This window comes from Marinobacter sp. NP-4(2019), from assembly GCF_003994855.1.
Lineage (GTDB): Bacteria > Pseudomonadota > Gammaproteobacteria > Pseudomonadales > Oleiphilaceae > Marinobacter.
Window position 1 is genome coordinate 47,768 of record NZ_CP034142.1, and the last position, 16,354, is coordinate 64,121.

Genomic DNA, 16,354 nt, shown 5'->3' on the forward strand with positions numbered 1-16,354 from the left:
ATCCAAAGATTGCTTGATTTCTGATCATATCTGTTTCATTATCGATTTTAAGCATGCTGACACGATTCAGCAATGAAAATATGATACCGCCGTATCACAACAACAAAGCGAGGCAACGATCATGCTGACGCTGACCGCCAACGACGTTCGACTTGGTGTAACCGCCACTGACTGGCAGGATGCGCTGCAACAGGCCGCCCGGGATCTGGAATCCGCCGGCCGCACCTCCCCGGATTACCTGGCCGGCATGATGGCCCGGGAACAGCAATCTTCCACCGTTCTGGGTAATGGCATTGCCATTCCCCACGGTACCCCTGAAAGCCGTGACGCGGTCCTGGATACCGGTATCCGTATTCTCCAGTTCCCACAAGGCATAAACTGGCACGATGGCGCTCGCGTTCATGTGCTGGTGACCATTGCCGCCCAGTCCGATGAGCACCTGGATATCCTGCGGCATCTGACCCGTGTGCTGGACAAGCCGGGCCTCGCCGACCAGCTGGCGCGGTCGACGGATGCGTCCGAACTGGTGGCACTGCTGTCCCGGGCACCGGTGATGCCAAAATGCGATAGCGACACTCTGTGCCTGGGGGTGGAAGCCAGAACCGCCAATGAGCTGGGGTTAATTGCAGCGGCGCGGCTGCAAAGCCTGCAGTGCGTGGGTACGGACTTTCTCAGCGAGATCGTTGGCCGGCCGCCGGTACCGCTTGGCCAGGGTTTCTGGCTGACCCATCATACCGTCGGCGCCAAACGCCCCACCCTGTCCCTGGCGACTCCGAAAAAGCCAACGGCGGAACTCAAAGGGGTGTTTTGTCTCGCCGGTCAGGGCGATGAATGCCATGACCTGCTGGACCGTATCGATAACTTCCTTGCCCACAATGAGCCCATCGAAGGGTTGGGTGCCGACGCCGTGCTGGCGCGGTTGTCCGGTGAGGCGGCGAATGCAGTCACCGCGAAAGTGACCCTGCTCAATGCCCACGGGCTGCATGCCCGGCCGGCGAAACAGCTGGTGCAGGAAGCCCGGCGTCACAATGCCAATGTCCGGGTGCGATTGCTGGAAGGCGATGGCAGTGCGGTGTCCGCCACCAGCCTGACCCGGGTGATTGGTCTGGGCGCGCGCCGTGGCCAGGTGCTGTTATTGTCGGCCACGGGCGAGGACGCCGAACAGGCCGTTGCAGACCTGTCCCGGGTGATTACCGAAGGGCTGGGAGAAGAGGTTGCTCCGTTGCGGTCCGGTGAACAACAGACTGCCGAGGAATCCCGGGCTGCGCCCGATCCGCTGGTGGACGACCAGCCATTGAAGGCCGTTGCGGCTTCTCCCGGCTTGGCGCTGGCACCGGCATTCGTCCTGCGTCAACCGTCTCTGGACTACGCCGATACCGCTGACGACAGTGAACAGGAGATCCAGCGGCTGAGCCGGGCCATTGATGACGCCGACGGCCAGTTGCGTACTCTGATTCGTCACGCCGAGGGTGGCGAGGCAGCACCGATCCTGTCGGTACACGTGGAAATGCTGCAGGACGATGATCTCTACCAGGCGGCACTGGAAGCCATCAACGAGGGTGCATCCGCCGAGGCTGGCTGGTGGAAGGCCATTGATACCGCCGCCCGGGCCCAGGAAGCGCTGGCCGATCGCCTGTTGGCCGAGCGTGCCGCCGACTTGCGGGATGTCGGCCGGCGGGTGCTCGCCAATCTCTGTGGCGTGGCCATGCCGACGCCACCGGATGCGCCCTACATACTGGTGGCTGACGACCTTGGACCTTCCGACGTGGCCCGCCTGGATACCTCCCGGGTTCGGGGTCTGGTGACTGCCCGTGGTGGTGCCACCTCCCACAGCGCCATCCTCGCCCGTGCCCTGGGGTTGCCGGCGGTGGTGGGTGCCGGAGAACAGGTGCTGACCATTGCCGATGGCGCAGATCTGGTGGTGGATGGCGAACGTGGCTGCCTGGTGCCCAGCCCGGGGCCGGAGCGTTGTGAGCGCATCCGTCGCCGGCTGGAGCAGCTGGAAACCCTGCAGGCGCAGGCCCATGAGAGCCGCCACCAACCCGCCATCACCCGCGACGGCCACACGCTTGAGGTCTGCGCCAACCTTGGTAATACCGCGCACACGCCGGATGCCGTGGAGCGGGGTGCGGACGGTATCGGTCTGCTGCGGACCGAATTCATCTTCATGGCGCACCCGGAGGCCCCGGATCTCGAAACCCAGGTGCGGGAATACCGCCATGCCTTCGACGCCCTGAATGGTCTGCCGCTGGTGGCCCGCACCCTGGATGTCGGGGGTGACAAGCCGCTGGATTACTGGCCCCTGCCCCAGGAAGACAATCCGTTCCTGGGTATGCGCGGGATTCGCCTGTCGCTCACCCGTCCGGAGATTCTTGAAACCCAGGTGCGCGCCCTGTTAACCGCTGCCGGTGACCGCCCCCTGCGCATCATGTTCCCGATGGTCAAGGATCTGGAAGAGTTCCGCGCCGCCCGGGCGATTGTGTCGAAGGTTCAGGCCGAGGTGCCTGCCAGCGATGTCCAGGTGGGGGTGATGATCGAAATTCCGTCCTGTGCCCTGCTGGCGCGGACCCTGGCGCCGGAAGTGGATTTCTTCTCCATTGGCACCAACGACCTGACCCAGTACACCCTGGCCATTGATCGCGGCCACGGTCAGTTGTCTGCTGAATCCGATGGCCTGCACCCGGCGGTGTTACGCCTCATCCAACTGACGGTGGAAGCGGCCCATGCCCATGACCGCTGGGTGGGGGTGTGCGGCGAGCTGGCTTCCGATCCGCAAGCGATTCCCGTGCTGGTGGGGCTGGACGTGGATGAGCTGTCGGTGACCAGCCGCCGGGTGCCGCTGGTCAAGGCCTGTATTCGTGACCTGACCCTGGACAGCGCCCGCAAGCAGGCGGAACTGGCGCTCGGCAAGGCCAGCGCGGTTGAGGTGCGCGATGCCCTGGAGGCGTTGTAATGGCCAGGGTTCTTTGTATCACGCTCAATCCCGCCCTGGATCTCACTGCGGGGATCTCCACGGTCACCCTGGGCAGTGTGAACCGAGCCGATGACACCCGCCTGGATGCCGCCGGTAAGGGGATCAATGTCGCACGGGTGCTGGCGCAACTGGGCCATTCGGTAACGGTCAGTGGGTTTCTGGGGAAAGACAATGCTGCGGCCTTTGAGCGGTTGTGTGCGGATGAGAGTCTGCAGGACGAATTCGTCCGGGTTCCCGGCCAGAACCGCATCAACCTCAAGATTACAGAACAGGATGGTCGGGTGACGGAGCTGAACGGTCCCGGCTTTGAGGTCACCGGAGACGCGTTGACGCAACTAGAGCGGCGGCTGGCGTTACTGATTCCCGAAAGTGACGCCGTGGTGATCGGTGGCAGTCTGCCGGGCGAATTCCCCGAATCCACTCTGGCTACATTGATTGCAGGGATCAACGATGGGGGAAAACCGGTGTGGCTGGACACCAGTGGTAAGGCATTGAAAGCCGGTGTGACCGCCAGGCCTGAAGCCGTTAAACCCAATATTGATGAACTCGCGGATTGGGCCGGCGGTTCCCTGGACTCCCTGACTGCGGTGGCCAATTCTGCGGTCAGGTTGCAGGAATCAGGGATCTCGCAAGTCATCGTCTCCATGGGCCCGGACGGTGTGCTCTGGCTCCGTCCCGGCGGGAGTCTCCGGTCGGTGCCCCCATCGGTGTCCGTGGCCAGCACCGTTGGTGCGGGCGACACCCTGCTGGCGGGGATGGTGCATGGTTGTCTCAGTGGTCATGCGGCGGAGCAGGTACTGGCTTTCGCCACCGCCCTGTCAGTTGAAAGCGTACAACATGTCGGTGTTGGCAACCCCGCCGCACCGGATTTCCACCAACTGCTTGAACAAACCCGGGTTCTGCCCTGGCTTGGTGAGAACAACAATGGGGAGATGCCGTTATGAATGTAATCCTTGTAACTTCCTGCCCTCAGGGCGTGGCCACCAGCTTTCTGGCGGCCCGGGCTCTGGAGCGGGCCGCCAGGCAACGCGGGTGGAATGTGACCACCGATATCCGTGGCCCCGGGGGCAAGGTATCGTCGGCCCCGGATGAGGCCACCATCCGGGATGCGGACCTGGTCATCGCTGCTCTTGGCGCACCGGTGGATCTTACCGCTTATGCCGGCAAGCCCCTGTATCAGTTGACGGTGACCGCTGCCCTGCCGGATCCCGCAGCGGTGCTGGACAGCGCGGAGCGGGAAGCAGCGCCCTGGACCCCGGAGGCGGCGGGTGCGGTGCCGGAAACCACGTCACCGGCTTCCACGGGCGGTGGCCGGACCATCGTCGCTGTCACAGCCTGCCCCACTGGCGTCGCCCACACCTTTATGGCGGCCGAGGCCCTGACGGCGGCAGCAGAAGAGGCCGGGCACCATATCCGGGTGGAAACCCAGGGTTCGGTGGGCGCCCAGGATCCCCTGACCGACGAGGAGATCAAGGCAGCTGACGTGGTTATCCTTGCCTGCGATATCGAGGTGGACCCCAGCCGTTTTGCCGGTAAGCGGGTATGGCGTACCTCGACGGGTGCAGCCCTGAAGAAACCGGCGGACACCGTGCGCGCTGCCCTGGCGGATGCCGCCATTCTGGATGCCGGCCAGCAGAAAGCGACCGCCAGTGCTGGTAGCGGTGAAAAACGGGGCCCGTACAAGCACCTGCTGACCGGTGTGTCGTTCATGCTGCCGATGGTGGTGGCCGGTGGCCTGTTGATTGCCCTGTCCTTTGTGTTCGGCATTGAGGCGTTTCAGGAAGAGGGCACCCTGGCGGCCGCGTTGATGCAGATCGGCGGCGGCACTGCATTCAAACTGATGATTCCGTTGCTGGCCGGGTATATTGCCTGGTCCATCGCCGACCGTCCGGGGCTGGCGCCGGGCATGATCGGTGGCTTCCTGGCGGGCGAACTCGGCGCCGGCTTCCTCGGCGGTATCGCCGCCGGTTTCCTGGCGGGTTATGTCGCCCGCTTTATCAGCCAGAAACTGCCGATGCCGGAAAGCATCGAATCCCTCAAGCCGATTCTGATCATTCCATTACTGGCCAGTCTGGTGACCGGTCTGGGTATGATCTACGTGCTGGGCGAGCCTATGGCCGCCATCATGAACGGACTGACCGGTTTCCTGGAAAGCATGGGCACCACCAACGCCATTGTGTTGGGCGGTATCCTGGGTGCGATGATGTGTTTCGATCTGGGTGGTCCGGTCAACAAGGCGGCCTATACCTTCGGGGTCGGTCTGCTGTCCGAGGGCAGTGGCGGTTCCGCGCCCATGGCCGCCATTATGGCAGCGGGTATGGTGCCGGCCATCGGCATGGGTGTGGCTTCATTCGTAGCCCGCCGCAAGTTTGCGGAAGCCGAACGTCAGGCCGGTCGGGCGTCGTTTGTGCTGGGGCTGTGTTTTATCTCCGAGGGCGCCATTCCCTTCATGGCCAAGGATCCACTGCGTGTGATCCCGGTATGCATGATTGGCGGCGCCATTACCGGTGCCCTGTCGATGCTGTTTACGGTTAAGCTGATGGCGCCCCATGGCGGGTTGTTTGTGCTGGCCATTCCGAATGCGGTCAGTGCAGTCTTGCCCTATCTGATCGCCATTGCGGTGGGATCATTGGTGATCGGATTCGGGTATGCCCTGCTGAAAACCGGCAAGGTGGAAGTGGTGGCCACAGCCAACTGATCAAGGAACATTGAGGTTCCAGTAATAGCCCTCATCAGAGGGCTATTGCATTAACCGAAGTGAAAAAACGCCAACTTGTTGCCGTCCGGGTCTTTCACGTAGGCACCGTAGAACTGGTTCGGAATGCGCTGCCCCGGCTCACCGTCGCAGGAGGCACCCAGTTCGATGGCCTTGTGGTAGTGGGCGTCCACTGCCTCCTTTGATCCCGGCTGAATGGCCACCATGTTGCCGTTGCCGGGATGGTTGGGCTCACCGTTATACGGCTTACAAACCGCCAGCATGGGCGACCCCATGTTTTTGCCGATAAAGGCAATGCGCTCCATATCCAGCAATACCTTTGCGCCCAGATCTCCGAGAAGATCCACGTAGAATTGCTTCGCCTTTGCCATATCACTGACACCAAGGGTGACATATCCGATCATTGCTGTGCTCCATTGTTGGTTGTTCCGGGCGATAGGAATACGTAATAGCCTAGTCTATTGGATGCACTGTAGCTGGTTTTCCACAACAGGTCTGTCGCTTGTTCTGAAAGCATGCCTGTTACGCATCAGGCTTAGAGTGTCGGAATTCTTTATCAGGGATAGTAAGGGATAAGGCGGGAAAGTGGTCGGCGTGGCAGGATTCGAACCTGCGACCCCTTCGTCCCGAACGAAGTGCGCTACCAAGCTGCGCCACACGCCGATCAACGGCCGGTATTATACGGATTCGCTCTGGTTTTACCAGCCCCACTCGTGGGTCGGATGCAAAAAAAGCCGGCCAGGGTTTATCCACTGCGGCATGGGAAATCATGGGTAAAGGGTGTATAAAACCCACTCCAATTGAGGTGGGCTCTGGCTGCGACTCCCACGCTCTTAACGGTTATGGTAAATCGGGGTTTGGCTTGCTGTGAATATCCTGCCAATTGTTCAGATTCTGGGCTTTCTGCTGATCCTTCTCAGCTTTCTGATGACATTGCCTGTGAACCTGCTGATGTTTGGTGAGGCACCGGACTGGCTCGCATTTGTAAAGTCGGCCGTTGTCTGTTTTGTCGTTGGTCTCACGGCATTGCTACTGGCCGGTCGGAAGAAGCATGCACTCCGACAGCGCCAGATGTTCATGTTGACGGTATCGGCGTGGGTGGTCATTCCGCTGTTCTCCAGTTTGCCGTTGTTATTGAGTGATATGAAACTCACGGTCACCGACGCGTTTTTTGAAAGTATCTCCGGCGTCACCACAACGGGGTCAACAGTATTGAGCGGGTTGGATGGTCTGCCTGACGACATTCTGTTGTGGCGTTCGCTGATGCAATGGATGGGCGGGATCGGGATTATCGGCATGGCGGTGGCCATCCTGCCATTCCTGCGAATTGGTGGCATGCGATTGTTTGCCACCGAATCTTCCGAGTGGAACGAAAAGGTGGTGCCCCGGACCAATAGCCTCGCCAGGAGTCTGGTGGGTATTTATCTGGGGCTGACTTTCAGTTGTATCCTCACTTACTGGTTGCTTGGCATGGATCTGTTCGGGGCGCTGAACCATGCCCTGACCACGGTTTCTACCGGTGGTTATTCAACGTCAGACAGCTCCATGGGTCAGTTTGATTCGCCATTAATTCTGATTGCATCCACCGTTTTCATGGCCATTGGAGCGATGCCATTTTTCCTTTTTGTCCGGTTTATCCATGGCCAGCGTCAACCTCTCTTCAGGGATCAACAAGTGCACTTTTTCCTGGGCCTGTTGCTGGTCATCGCACTGATGCTGACGGTTTACCGGGTCCTGAACGAATCTGCCAATCCGTTCGATGCTTTCGTTCACGCGCTGTTTAACGTTACCTCGGTGGTGACAACCACTGGATACGCGTCCTCCGATTATTCCCTTTGGGGGCCGTTCGCGGTGGTGGTTTTTCTATTTATCACCTTTGTCGGTGGGTGTTCCGGGTCAACCTCCGGGGGCATGAAGATTTTCCGTTTCCAGTTGTCGATGCTGTTACTTCGTGAGCAGGTTCGGCGCCTGTTGCACCCTCATGCGGTATTTGCCCGGCATTACAATGGCAAGGTGATCGGTGATGATATCGTCGCCTCAAGCGTGGCGTTTTCTTTTATCTTTCTCGCCACCCTGGCGTTTGTCACCGCCATTCTGGGAGCGCTCGGACTGGATCTGATCACCAGCCTTTCCGGCGCCGCCACGGCCCTGACGAACGTTGGGCCGGGGCTTGGCGACATTATCGGACCGGCGGGTAACTTCCAGCCCCTGCCAGATGCGGCCAAATGGGTGTTGATGGGAACCATGGTTCTGGGGCGACTGGAGTTATTGAGCGTTCTGGTTATGCTGTCACCGGATTTCTGGCGGAGCTGAGAGGTCTTTCTGGTTACAGGTTGGTGCTGATCACCCAGTCTGCAAACGCGGCGAGATTGTCGAACTGGCGAACGTCCGGGAGAGGCCGGGTCTCAAGGTGATATGCGGTATCCACGCCGTTGCCAGTCAGCACCAGTACCGGTCGGCAATCCTCCGCAAGTCCTGCCTCAAGATCCTTGCGACTGTCGCCAACCATAAAGGCTCCCTGCAGGCTGTCCAGATGAAAGTGATCACGGATCTGGTCCAGCATACCGGTCAGTGGCTTGCGGCAGGCGCAGTGGTCATCGGGATGGTGTGGACAATGGGCAATGAAATCGATGCAGCCGCCCTGCGCTTCAACCAGCTGTTCCAGTTTTTCGTGCATGGCGTCCAATGCATCGATGTCATAGTAGCCGCGGGCGATGCCGGACTGGTTGGTGGCAATGGCGATGCGGTGCCCGGCGTTGCAGAGCCGGGCAATCGCCTCAATGCTGCCGGGAATGGGGATCCACTCATCCGCTGAGCAGATGTAGTTGCCATCGTATTGGTTGATGACCCCATCCCGGTCCAGAATGATCAGCATTGTGCTTTTGCGGTTGCCTCTGTATCAGCTTGCCGTGGGCAGTAGCGAGATGTCCGCCACCCGCAGGAACAGGTTGCGGAGCTGGTTGAGCATGGCCAGACGGTTATTGCGAATGGCGTCGTCGTCCGCCATCACCATCACTTCGTCAAAGAAATTATCCACTGGCTCCCGCAGGCTGGCCAGCGAGCTCAGTGCCTCGGCGTAGTTACCCTGCTCGAACAGCGGCAGAACCTTGGCGGCCTGTTGACTGATCTGTTCGGCCAGAGCCTGCTCGGCCTGGTCCTGCAGCAGGTTCTTGTCCACGGTTTCAGCAATGGCATCGCCGCCCTGTTTGGTGAGAATGTTGGACACCCGTTTGTTGGCGCCGGCCAGGGCCAGCGCTTCCGGCAACTGGCGGAAGGCTTCCACGGCTTTCACCCGGCGGTCAAAGTCCAGCGGCTGGGTGGGACGACGGGCGTGGACGGCCAGGTAGACTTCCGCGCCAATGCCCTGCTCTTCGTAATGGGCGCGGAAACGTTCCAGCATGTAGTCCACCACCGTGCTGGCGGTGTTCTGCTCGGTCAGCACCGTGAAGTTCTCTTCCGCCCACTGGCAGCAGGTCTGCAGGTCCAGCGGCAGTTCCCTTTCAATGATGATGCGCAGAACGCCGAGGGATGCGCGCCGCAGGGCGAACGGATCGCGGGTGCCGGAGGGCGGCTGGTTGATGCCGAACAGGCCGACCAGGGAGTCCAGGCGGTCGGCGATGGCGACGGCGCAACCAGTCAGCGTGGTGGGCAGGTCGTCACCGGCGAAACGCGGCATGTATTGTTCATTCAGGGCCCTGGCCACGTCTTCATGCTCGCCGTCGTTGGCGGCGTAGTACTGACCCATGATGCCCTGGAGGTCAGTGAACTCCAGCACCATCTCGGTGACCAGGTCGGTCTTGGCCAGCATGGCGGCGCGTTCGGCCAAGGCCGGATCGCTGCCAATGGCTCCGGCAATCTTCTTCGCCAGTGCGGCCACCCGGACAGACTTGTCGTAAATACTGCCAAGCTTCTCCTGGAAAACAATCGGCTTGAGCTGCTCGACGCGATCCTCCAGCCGGGTCTTGCGGTCGGTCTCGTAGAAGAAGGCGGCATCCGCCAGGCGAGGGCGGATCACTTTTTCGTTACCGGAGATGACCTGACCTGGTTCCTTGCTTTCCAGGTTGGCCACGGTGATGAACAGGGGCAGGATCTCGCCATCGGCGGCCACCACGTGGAAGTACTTCTGGTGTTCTTTCATTGAGGAAATCAGGGCTTCCGCTGGCACCTCCAGGAAGCGCTCATCAAACCGGCCAATCAGTGGTACCGGCCACTCGTTCAGGGCGGTAACCTCGTCCAGCAGCTCTTCATCGATCACTGCCTTACCGTCGGCCTCTTTCTCGGCCAGGGCAGTGACACCGGAACGGATCTGTTCCCGGCGCTCGGCGAAATCGGCGATTACGTAGCCTTCCTGCTTCAGCACCACCTCGTAGTCGCCCGGTGTCGGCACGATCAGGGACTTCGGGCAGTGGAAACGGTGGCCGCGGGTCTTGTTGCCCGGGGTCAGTCCCATGATCGGCGTATCAATTACCTTGTTGCCGAACAGCATGATGGCCCAGTGTACCGGACGGACAAATTCGGTGCGGTAGGCTCCCCAGCGCATGCGCTTGGGAATGGGCAATCCGGCCAGGGACTGCTCCACCAGTTCCGGCATCAATTCGACGGTGGGGCGACCCTTCTCGACGGTGCGGTAGACCACCCAGGCGCCCTTGTCGGTTTCCAGGGTATCCAGCTGATCCGGCGTCACGCCCAGCGAGGTGGCGAAACCGGTCAGCGCCCGGGTCGGGTTGCCAGCGTCGTCAAAGGCGGCTTTCACCGCCGGGCCGCGCTTTTCCACGGACTTGTCTGGCTGGGCATCGGCCAGATCACGGACGCGCACGGCGAGGCGACGCGGCGCGGCAAAACTCTCGACCTTGCCAAAAGCAATACCGGCGTCTTCCAGACCCCTTGCAATGCCGGCGGTAAAAGCGTCAGAAAGCGGTTTGAGGGCCTTGGGGGGCAGCTCTTCGGTGCCCAGTTCGACCAGAAAATCCTGTGTTGCCATGATTATGCGTTCCCCTGTTCCTGCTGTGCTTTCTTACCTTTTTTGCCTTTGCCACTGGCCTTTTCATCGGCGGCTTCGGCCGCAGCCAGCACTTCCTTGCGCAGCGCGTCTGGCGCCAGCGGGAAGCCGAGCTTGCGGCGGCTGTCAAAGTAGGCCTGGGCCACGGCGCGGGCGAGGGTGCGAACGCGCAGGATGAAGCGCTGACGCTCGGTCACGGAAATGGCGTGACGGGCATCCAGCAGGTTGAAGGTGTGAGAGGCTTTCAGCACCTGCTCGTAGGCAGGCAGCGCCAGGCCGGCTTCAATCAGCCGCGCGCTTTCACGCTCATGGACATCGAAACTGTGGAACAGGAACTCGGTGTCGGCGTGTTCGAAGTTGTAAGTGGACATCTCCACTTCCTGCTGGTGGAACACGTCGCCGTAGGTGACCACACCATCCGGGCCTTCGGTCCACACCAGGTCGTAGACACTGTCGACGCCCTGCAGGTACATGGCGATGCGCTCCAGACCGTAGGTCAGCTCGCCGGTGACCGGGTAGCATTCCAGGCCGCCGACCTGCTGGAAGTAGGTAAACTGGGTCACTTCCATGCCGTTGAGCCAGATCTCCCAGCCCAGGCCCCAGGCGCCCAGGGTCGGTGATTCCCAGTTGTCTTCCACAAAACGGATGTCGTGAACCAGCGGGTCCAGGCCCAGGGCCTTCAGGGAGTCCAGGTACAGTTCCTGGATGTTATCGGGCGAAGGCTTCAGTACCACCTGGAACTGGTAGTAATGTTGCAGGCGGTTGGGGTTTTCGCCATAGCGTCCGTCGGTGGGACGGCGGCTGGGCTGAACATAGGCGGCATTCCAGGTCTCCGGGCCAATGGAGCGCAGGAAGGTGGCGGGGTGGAAGGTGCCTGCACCCACTTCCATATCCAGTGGCTGGAGCACCACGCAGCCATGCTGCGCCCAAAAGTTCTGCAGAGCCAGAATCAGACCCTGGAAGGTTTTGACGTCCGGGGTATTGTGAGAAGTTGCCTTGTCTGTCACGACGATTGCCTGCTGATCGGTCTGTGTGTGGCGCCCCGTTAAACAAGTCGGGGCACGCTGAAAAAAGGCGCATTATACGCTGGCCAAACGTGTATTTCTAAGTGGCGTTCACAGCCTTGTTTTTGCTCTGTTTCCCTAGAAGAACGTGAGCCCCACCTGGAACAGTTTTTCCACGTCCCGTATGCGGGTTTTGTCCACCAGAAACAGGATCACGTGGTCGTCCGGCTGCACCCGCAGGTGATCGTGGGCAATCAGTACCTCGTTGTGGCGAACGATGGCACCGATGGTGGTGCCTTCGGGCAACGCGATCTCATCGAGACGCTTGCCCACCACCTTGGAAGAGCGGTGGTCGCCGTGGGCAATGGCTTCGATGGCCTCGGCCGCACCCCGACGCAGAGAGTGCACGTTCACCACGTCACCGCGACGCACATGCGTCAGCAGGCTGCCGATGGTGGTCTGCTGGGGCGAGATCGCCACGTCAATGTCGCCACCCTGGATCAGGTCGACGTAATCCGGGTTGTTGATCAGGGTCAGCACCTTGCGGGCGCCGAGGCGCTTGGCCAGCAAGGAGGCCATGATGTTGGCTTCGTCGTCATTGGTGACGGCGCAGAACACGTCGGTATTCTCGATGTTCTCTTCCAGCAGGATGTCTTTGTTGGCGGCGTTGCCTTCCAGCACCACGGTCTTGCGCAGGTTTTCCGACAGCATCACGCAGCGTTCGCGATCACGCTCCAGCAGCTTGACCTGATAACGGTTCTCCAGGGTATGGGCCAGGCGCTGGCCGATGTTGCCGCCGCCGCAGATGAAGATGCGCTTGTAGGGTTTTTCCAGCGGCTGGAGTTCGCTCATCACCGAGCGGATGTGGTCGGAGGCGGCAATGAAGAACACCTCGTCGCCGTCTTCGATGACCGTGTCGCCCTGGGGCATGATGGCGCGGTTCTTCCGGAAGATGGCCGCCACCCGGGTGTCGATCTTGGGCATATGAGTGCGCAGGTAGGACAGCTCATGGCCTACCAGTGGCCCGCCCTCGGTGGCGCGGATGGCCACCAGCCGGGTCAGGCCCTTGGAGAATTCCAATACCTGCAGGGCGCCCGGGTATTCGATCAGCCGGGTTATGTGCTTGGTGACCAGGTGTTCCGGGCTGATCAGTACGTCGATGGGAAAGCCGCGCAGGCTGTCCAGGTCCTTTTTCTGCTCGCGCTGGTAAAACAGCTCGGATTTTGCCAGGTAGGCGTTGGCCCGGACCCGGCAGATGGTCGTCGGTGTCTTGTACAGCAGCTTGGCCACCTGGCACGCCACCATGTTGGTCTCGTCGCTGTTGGTGACGGCGATAATCATGTCGCCGTCTTCCGCGCCAGCCTGTCTCAGTACCGTGGGAAAAGAAGCCTTGCCCTGTACCGTGCGAATATCGAGGCGATCCTGCAGTTCCCGCAGGCGGGTACTGTCGCTGTCGATCACGGTGATGTCGTTGGCTTCGTTGGCCAGGTTTTCCGCCAGTGTGCCGCCGACCTGGCCGGCGCCGAGAATCAGGATTTTCATAGGTGAGGTTTCTCCAGCACGGCGTAGAAGAAGCCGTCATGACTGTCGGGGTTCGGTAACAGTTGTCTGCCAGCGGTCATATCGCGACCCCAGGGTGCGTCCGGTTCCAGCAGCATCGCTGTGGCTTGCTGCTTGAGGAATCGTTGAATTATACGGTGGTTTTCCTGGGGGAACACAGAACAGGTGGCATAGACCAGGCGGCCACCGGGCCTGAGGATCTGCCACATGGCATCCAGCAATCCGAGCTGGATGGAAGCCAGCGGCACAATATCCGACTCCCGTCGCAGCAGCTTGATGTCCGGGTGACGGCGAATAACACCGCTGGCGCTGCAGGGCACGTCCAGCAGGATGCGGTCAAACGGCTGGCCGTCCCACCACTGATCGATGGCGGCGGCGTCCGCCTGCTGCAGGGTCGCCCGCAGGTCGAGACGGTCCAGGTTTTCCTGTACCCGGGGCAGGCGTTCGGCGGATTCGTCGATGGCCACCACTTCATCCAGCTCGCCACAGGCTTCGAGAATGGCGCAGGTCTTTCCGCCGGGGGCCGCACAGGCATCCAGCACCCGCTGGCCGGGAGCGAGGTCCAGCAGGGTTGTGCACAGTTGGGCGGCTTCGTCCTGAACGCTGACGGCGCCATCGGCAAACCACGGCAGATGGTCCACCGGTACCGGCGTCTCCAACTGGATGCCATGGGGCGCAAATTCGGTGGCTTGTCCCGGGATGCCGGCTTCCGCTAGATGGCCCAGGTAGTCCTCACGGGAAAACCGCAGGGCGTTGACTCTCAGGGTCATGGGAGCCTGGGCGTTATTGGCAGCGAGGATAGTCGACCAGTCATCAGGCCAGTTATGGCGCAGCTTTTCCACCATCCATTGAGGGTGGCTGAAACGGGCGGCATCGTTGGTGGGCTCGGGGGCGCCGTCCCTCTCGGCGCTACGCAACACGCCATTGACCAGTCCGGTGAGGTTGGGCTTGCCGAGGGCGCGGCAGGCTTCCACCGTTTCATTCAGCACGGCGTAGGTGGCCTGCTGGCTGTAGCGCAGTTGGAACAGCGCCACCAGCATCAGGTGATGAACCACCCGGTCCTGTTTGCGCAGGGGTTTCTTCAGGCGCTGGTTCAGTTCGTCATCAAGGCGGTGGAACCAGCGGCAGGTGCCGTAACAAATAGCCTGCAGTTCCGGGCGTTCGTTCGGCGCAAGCTGGTTCAGTGTCGGCGGCAGGCATTGGGTCAGCGACTGACCGTTCTCCACCGATTGCAGCACGCGGGCGGCCAGGGCTCGCATGGGCTGACTGCGGTCGTTCATTCAGCGCAGCTCCTGGCCCGGCAGTAACAGTTCCTTGCCGCCATTGATCAGGTCGTTGGCTGTCTGGGCACGGGCGCCGGGGAGTTGCAGGCAGGTGACTCTGAGAACCCCGCTGCCACAGGCGATATCGATGCCGTCCCGTTCCCGCCGCAGCACGGTGCCTGGCGCCTTGTCGGAGGATTCTTCCAGGATCTGGGCGCGATGGAGGCGAATCCGCTGATCGTCGAGATCGGTGTAGGTGCCGGGCCAGGGATTGAAGGCGCGAATCAGTCGCTCGATCGTTGCTGCGTCGGCGGACCAGTCAATGTGGCCTTCGTCCTTGGACAGCTTGTGAGCGTAGCAGGCCAGGTCGTCGTTCTGTGCCTCACCCTGCAGTTCGCCTTTTTTCAGCAGCGCCAGCGCCTTGACGATGGCCTCTCCGCCCATATCCGCGAGGCGGTCGTGGAGGCTGCCACCGGTATCGTCGGCCTCAATGGCGGTGACCGCTTTGAGCAGCATGGCGCCGGTGTCCAGGCCCTCATCCATCTGCATGATGGTGATCCCGGTTTCCGTATCGCCGGCGGCAATCGCCCGATGGATCGGTGCGGCACCACGCCAGCGCGGCAACAGCGAGGCGTGGATGTTGAGGCAGCCATGGGTGGGGATGTCCAGCACCGCTTTGGGAAGAATCAGGCCGTAGGCGGCGACAACCATCACGTCCGCCTCAAGCTTGCGAAGCTCGTCCTGGGCCTCCGGGGCTTTCAGGCTTTCCGGTTGGAAGACCGGTATGCCGGCATCCAGGGCGACCTGTTTCACCGGGCTTGGCGTCAGCTTGCGGCCACGACCGGCCGGACGATCAGGCTGGGAGTAGACCCCCACCACGTTATGACGGGTGGCCAGAAGAGCTTTGAGAGCGGTTGCTGCAAAATCCGGGGTGCCGGCAAACACGATACGCACGGTGCTGTGGTCTCTGTTCCGTTGAATACGAAAAGACCGGGTCTCAACCCGGTCCGTTAATTCTGGCTATTGTCGCCGGGATCCGCTTACCGGGCGAGAGTGCTGGTCATCAGGCACTCTTCTTGTGAAGCTTCTCCAGTTTCTTGCGAATCCGGTTGCGCTTCAGGGCACTCAGGTAGTCCACGAACAGCTTGCCATTGAGGTGATCCATTTCATGTTGGATGCAGACCGCCAGCAGACCGCGGGCTTCCAGTTCGAAGGGCTTGCCGTCGCGGTCGAGGGCACGGATCAGGCAATGTTCTATCCGCGAGACATCTTCATAGAAACCGGGTACCGACAGGCAGCCTTCCTGCATGTCCTCGAGTTCGCCATCCAGCACTTCCACTTCCGGATTGATAAACACCCGTGGCTCGCTCTTGTCCTCGGACAGATCCATTACGATGATCTGCTTGTGAACATTCACCTGGGTCGCCGCCAAGCCAATACCGGGCGCATCGTACATGGTCTCGAACATGTCGTCGATGAGCTTGCGTTCGGCGTCTGTTACCTTGTCCACCGGTTTGGCAATGGTGCGCAGACGGGGATCCGGGTATTCGAGAATCTCTAATATCATGTTGCTCGTACTTTTGGCCTGTGAACCTGAATGACACCGTTATGATTTGTAACAGTGTGACTGCTATCTCCGAAATGCGACAGTGTACTGCGCATATTTCTTATCCGGGGCTATTATGACCGGATACTTTATATTATCCCCCATCTTGACGATTGAGTACAAACTGATCAGTTGATAGTTAAAATCTCTTGATGGTGGAATAGAATTTACTGGAAGAACAAAAGATAACATCACAATTTGCGAGACTTCTTCTATAGTATCGGAAACAGCAA

General features: G+C 60.6%; 12 protein-coding genes and 1 tRNA gene. 4 read left to right on the forward strand and 9 right to left on the reverse strand.

What is annotated here, in order from left to right:
• Nucleotides 1-121: 121 nt before the first annotated feature.
• Genes ptsP through EHN06_RS00190 form a run of 3 tightly spaced genes read left to right on the forward strand, consistent with a single transcriptional unit; the run spans nt 122 to nt 5,672 of the window.
• Nucleotides 122-2,953 carry a phosphoenolpyruvate--protein phosphotransferase gene (ptsP, locus tag EHN06_RS00180; RefSeq protein ID WP_127329106.1) on the forward strand — a complete coding sequence of 944 codons (2,832 nt, stop codon included), beginning with the start codon at nt 122-124 and terminating at the stop codon, nt 2,951-2,953.
• Nucleotides 2,953-3,918 (forward strand): 1-phosphofructokinase, encoded by a 966-nt coding sequence (gene pfkB / locus EHN06_RS00185; RefSeq protein WP_127329108.1) that lies wholly within the window; start codon nt 2,953-2,955, stop codon nt 3,916-3,918. The genes ptsP and pfkB overlap by 1 nt, the downstream gene beginning before the upstream one ends.
• The gene (locus EHN06_RS00190; protein WP_127329110.1) at nt 3,915-5,672 is read left to right on the forward strand and encodes a PTS fructose-like transporter subunit IIB; all 1,758 of its coding nucleotides are present in this window, start codon (nt 3,915-3,917) and stop codon (nt 5,670-5,672) included. The genes pfkB and EHN06_RS00190 overlap by 4 nt, the downstream gene beginning before the upstream one ends.
• Before the next feature lie 50 nt (nt 5,673-5,722).
• Here EHN06_RS00190 and EHN06_RS00195 read toward each other — a convergent pair whose 3' ends face one another.
• Both EHN06_RS00195 and EHN06_RS00200 read right to left on the reverse strand, forming a co-directional pair.
• Entirely contained in the window at nt 5,723-6,094 is a 372-nt protein-coding gene (locus EHN06_RS00195) for a VOC family protein (RefSeq protein ID WP_127329112.1), read from the reverse strand.
• A gap of 182 nt (nt 6,095-6,276) precedes the next feature.
• A tRNA-Pro gene (locus EHN06_RS00200) sits at nt 6,277-6,353 on the reverse strand.
• 264 nt (nt 6,354-6,617) lie between these two features.
• Between EHN06_RS00200 and EHN06_RS00205 the strand changes: the two genes are divergently transcribed.
• On the forward strand, nt 6,618-8,003 hold the full coding sequence (locus EHN06_RS00205) for a TrkH family potassium uptake protein (protein ID WP_206075751.1): 1,386 nt from the start codon (nt 6,618-6,620) through the stop codon (nt 8,001-8,003).
• A gap of 13 nt (nt 8,004-8,016) precedes the next feature.
• Here the strand turns inward: EHN06_RS00205 and gmhB are convergent, their stop codons facing one another.
• The 7 genes from gmhB to def all read right to left on the reverse strand — a co-directional run bounded on the left by gmhB (nt 8,017) and on the right by def (nt 16,082).
• Entirely contained in the window at nt 8,017-8,565 is a 549-nt protein-coding gene (gmhB, locus tag EHN06_RS00210; protein WP_127329114.1) for a D-glycero-beta-D-manno-heptose 1,7-bisphosphate 7-phosphatase, read from the reverse strand.
• A gap of 24 nt (nt 8,566-8,589) precedes the next feature.
• Complete coding sequence (glyS, locus tag EHN06_RS00215) at nt 8,590-10,671, reverse strand: glycine--tRNA ligase subunit beta (protein WP_127329116.1); 2,082 nt, start codon at nt 10,669-10,671, stop codon at nt 8,590-8,592.
• A 2-nt stretch (nt 10,672-10,673) separates the two neighbouring features.
• Nucleotides 10,674-11,696, reverse strand: a complete 1,023-nt coding sequence (glyQ, locus tag EHN06_RS00220; protein ID WP_127329118.1) for a glycine--tRNA ligase subunit alpha — start codon at nt 11,694-11,696, stop codon at nt 10,674-10,676.
• Between the two features lie 135 nt (nt 11,697-11,831).
• The gene (gene trkA / locus EHN06_RS00225; RefSeq protein WP_127329120.1) at nt 11,832-13,235 is read right to left on the reverse strand and encodes a Trk system potassium transporter TrkA; all 1,404 of its coding nucleotides are present in this window, start codon (nt 13,233-13,235) and stop codon (nt 11,832-11,834) included.
• Nucleotides 13,232-14,533, reverse strand: a complete 1,302-nt coding sequence (gene rsmB / locus EHN06_RS00230; RefSeq protein ID WP_127329122.1) for a 16S rRNA (cytosine(967)-C(5))-methyltransferase RsmB — start codon at nt 14,531-14,533, stop codon at nt 13,232-13,234. Before rsmB ends, trkA begins: the two co-directional genes overlap by 4 nt.
• Nucleotides 14,534-15,469, reverse strand: a complete 936-nt coding sequence (gene fmt / locus EHN06_RS00235; RefSeq protein ID WP_127329124.1) for a methionyl-tRNA formyltransferase — start codon at nt 15,467-15,469, stop codon at nt 14,534-14,536. It lies immediately after the preceding gene.
• A 109-nt stretch (nt 15,470-15,578) separates the two neighbouring features.
• On the reverse strand, nt 15,579-16,082 hold the full coding sequence (def, locus tag EHN06_RS00240) for a peptide deformylase (protein ID WP_127329126.1): 504 nt from the start codon (nt 16,080-16,082) through the stop codon (nt 15,579-15,581).
• Nucleotides 16,083-16,354: the final 272 nt, after the last annotated feature.

What these genes read in the sequence shown, in the direction of transcription:
- ptsP (WP_127329106.1), top strand. Translation starts at nt 122, where the DNA reads ATGCTGACGCTGACCGCCAACGACGTTCGACTTGGTGTAACCGCCACT.
- EHN06_RS00195 (WP_127329112.1), bottom strand. Translation starts at nt 6,094, where the DNA reads ATGATCGGATATGTCACCCTTGGTGTCAGTGATATGGCAAAGGCGAAG.
- glyS (WP_127329116.1), bottom strand. Translation starts at nt 10,671, where the DNA reads ATGGCAACACAGGATTTTCTGGTCGAACTGGGCACCGAAGAGCTGCCC.
- trkA (WP_127329120.1), bottom strand. Translation starts at nt 13,235, where the DNA reads ATGAAAATCCTGATTCTCGGCGCCGGCCAGGTCGGCGGCACACTGGCG.
- def (WP_127329126.1), bottom strand. Translation starts at nt 16,082, where the DNA reads ATGATATTAGAGATTCTCGAATACCCGGATCCCCGTCTGCGCACCATT.
- rsmB (WP_127329122.1), bottom strand. Translation starts at nt 14,533, where the DNA reads ATGAACGACCGCAGTCAGCCCATGCGAGCCCTGGCCGCCCGCGTGCTG.
- pfkB (WP_127329108.1), top strand. Translation starts at nt 2,953, where the DNA reads ATGGCCAGGGTTCTTTGTATCACGCTCAATCCCGCCCTGGATCTCACT.
- EHN06_RS00205 (WP_206075751.1), top strand. Translation starts at nt 6,618, where the DNA reads ATGACATTGCCTGTGAACCTGCTGATGTTTGGTGAGGCACCGGACTGG.
- gmhB (WP_127329114.1), bottom strand. Translation starts at nt 8,565, where the DNA reads ATGCTGATCATTCTGGACCGGGATGGGGTCATCAACCAATACGATGGC.
- EHN06_RS00190 (WP_127329110.1), top strand. Translation starts at nt 3,915, where the DNA reads ATGAATGTAATCCTTGTAACTTCCTGCCCTCAGGGCGTGGCCACCAGC.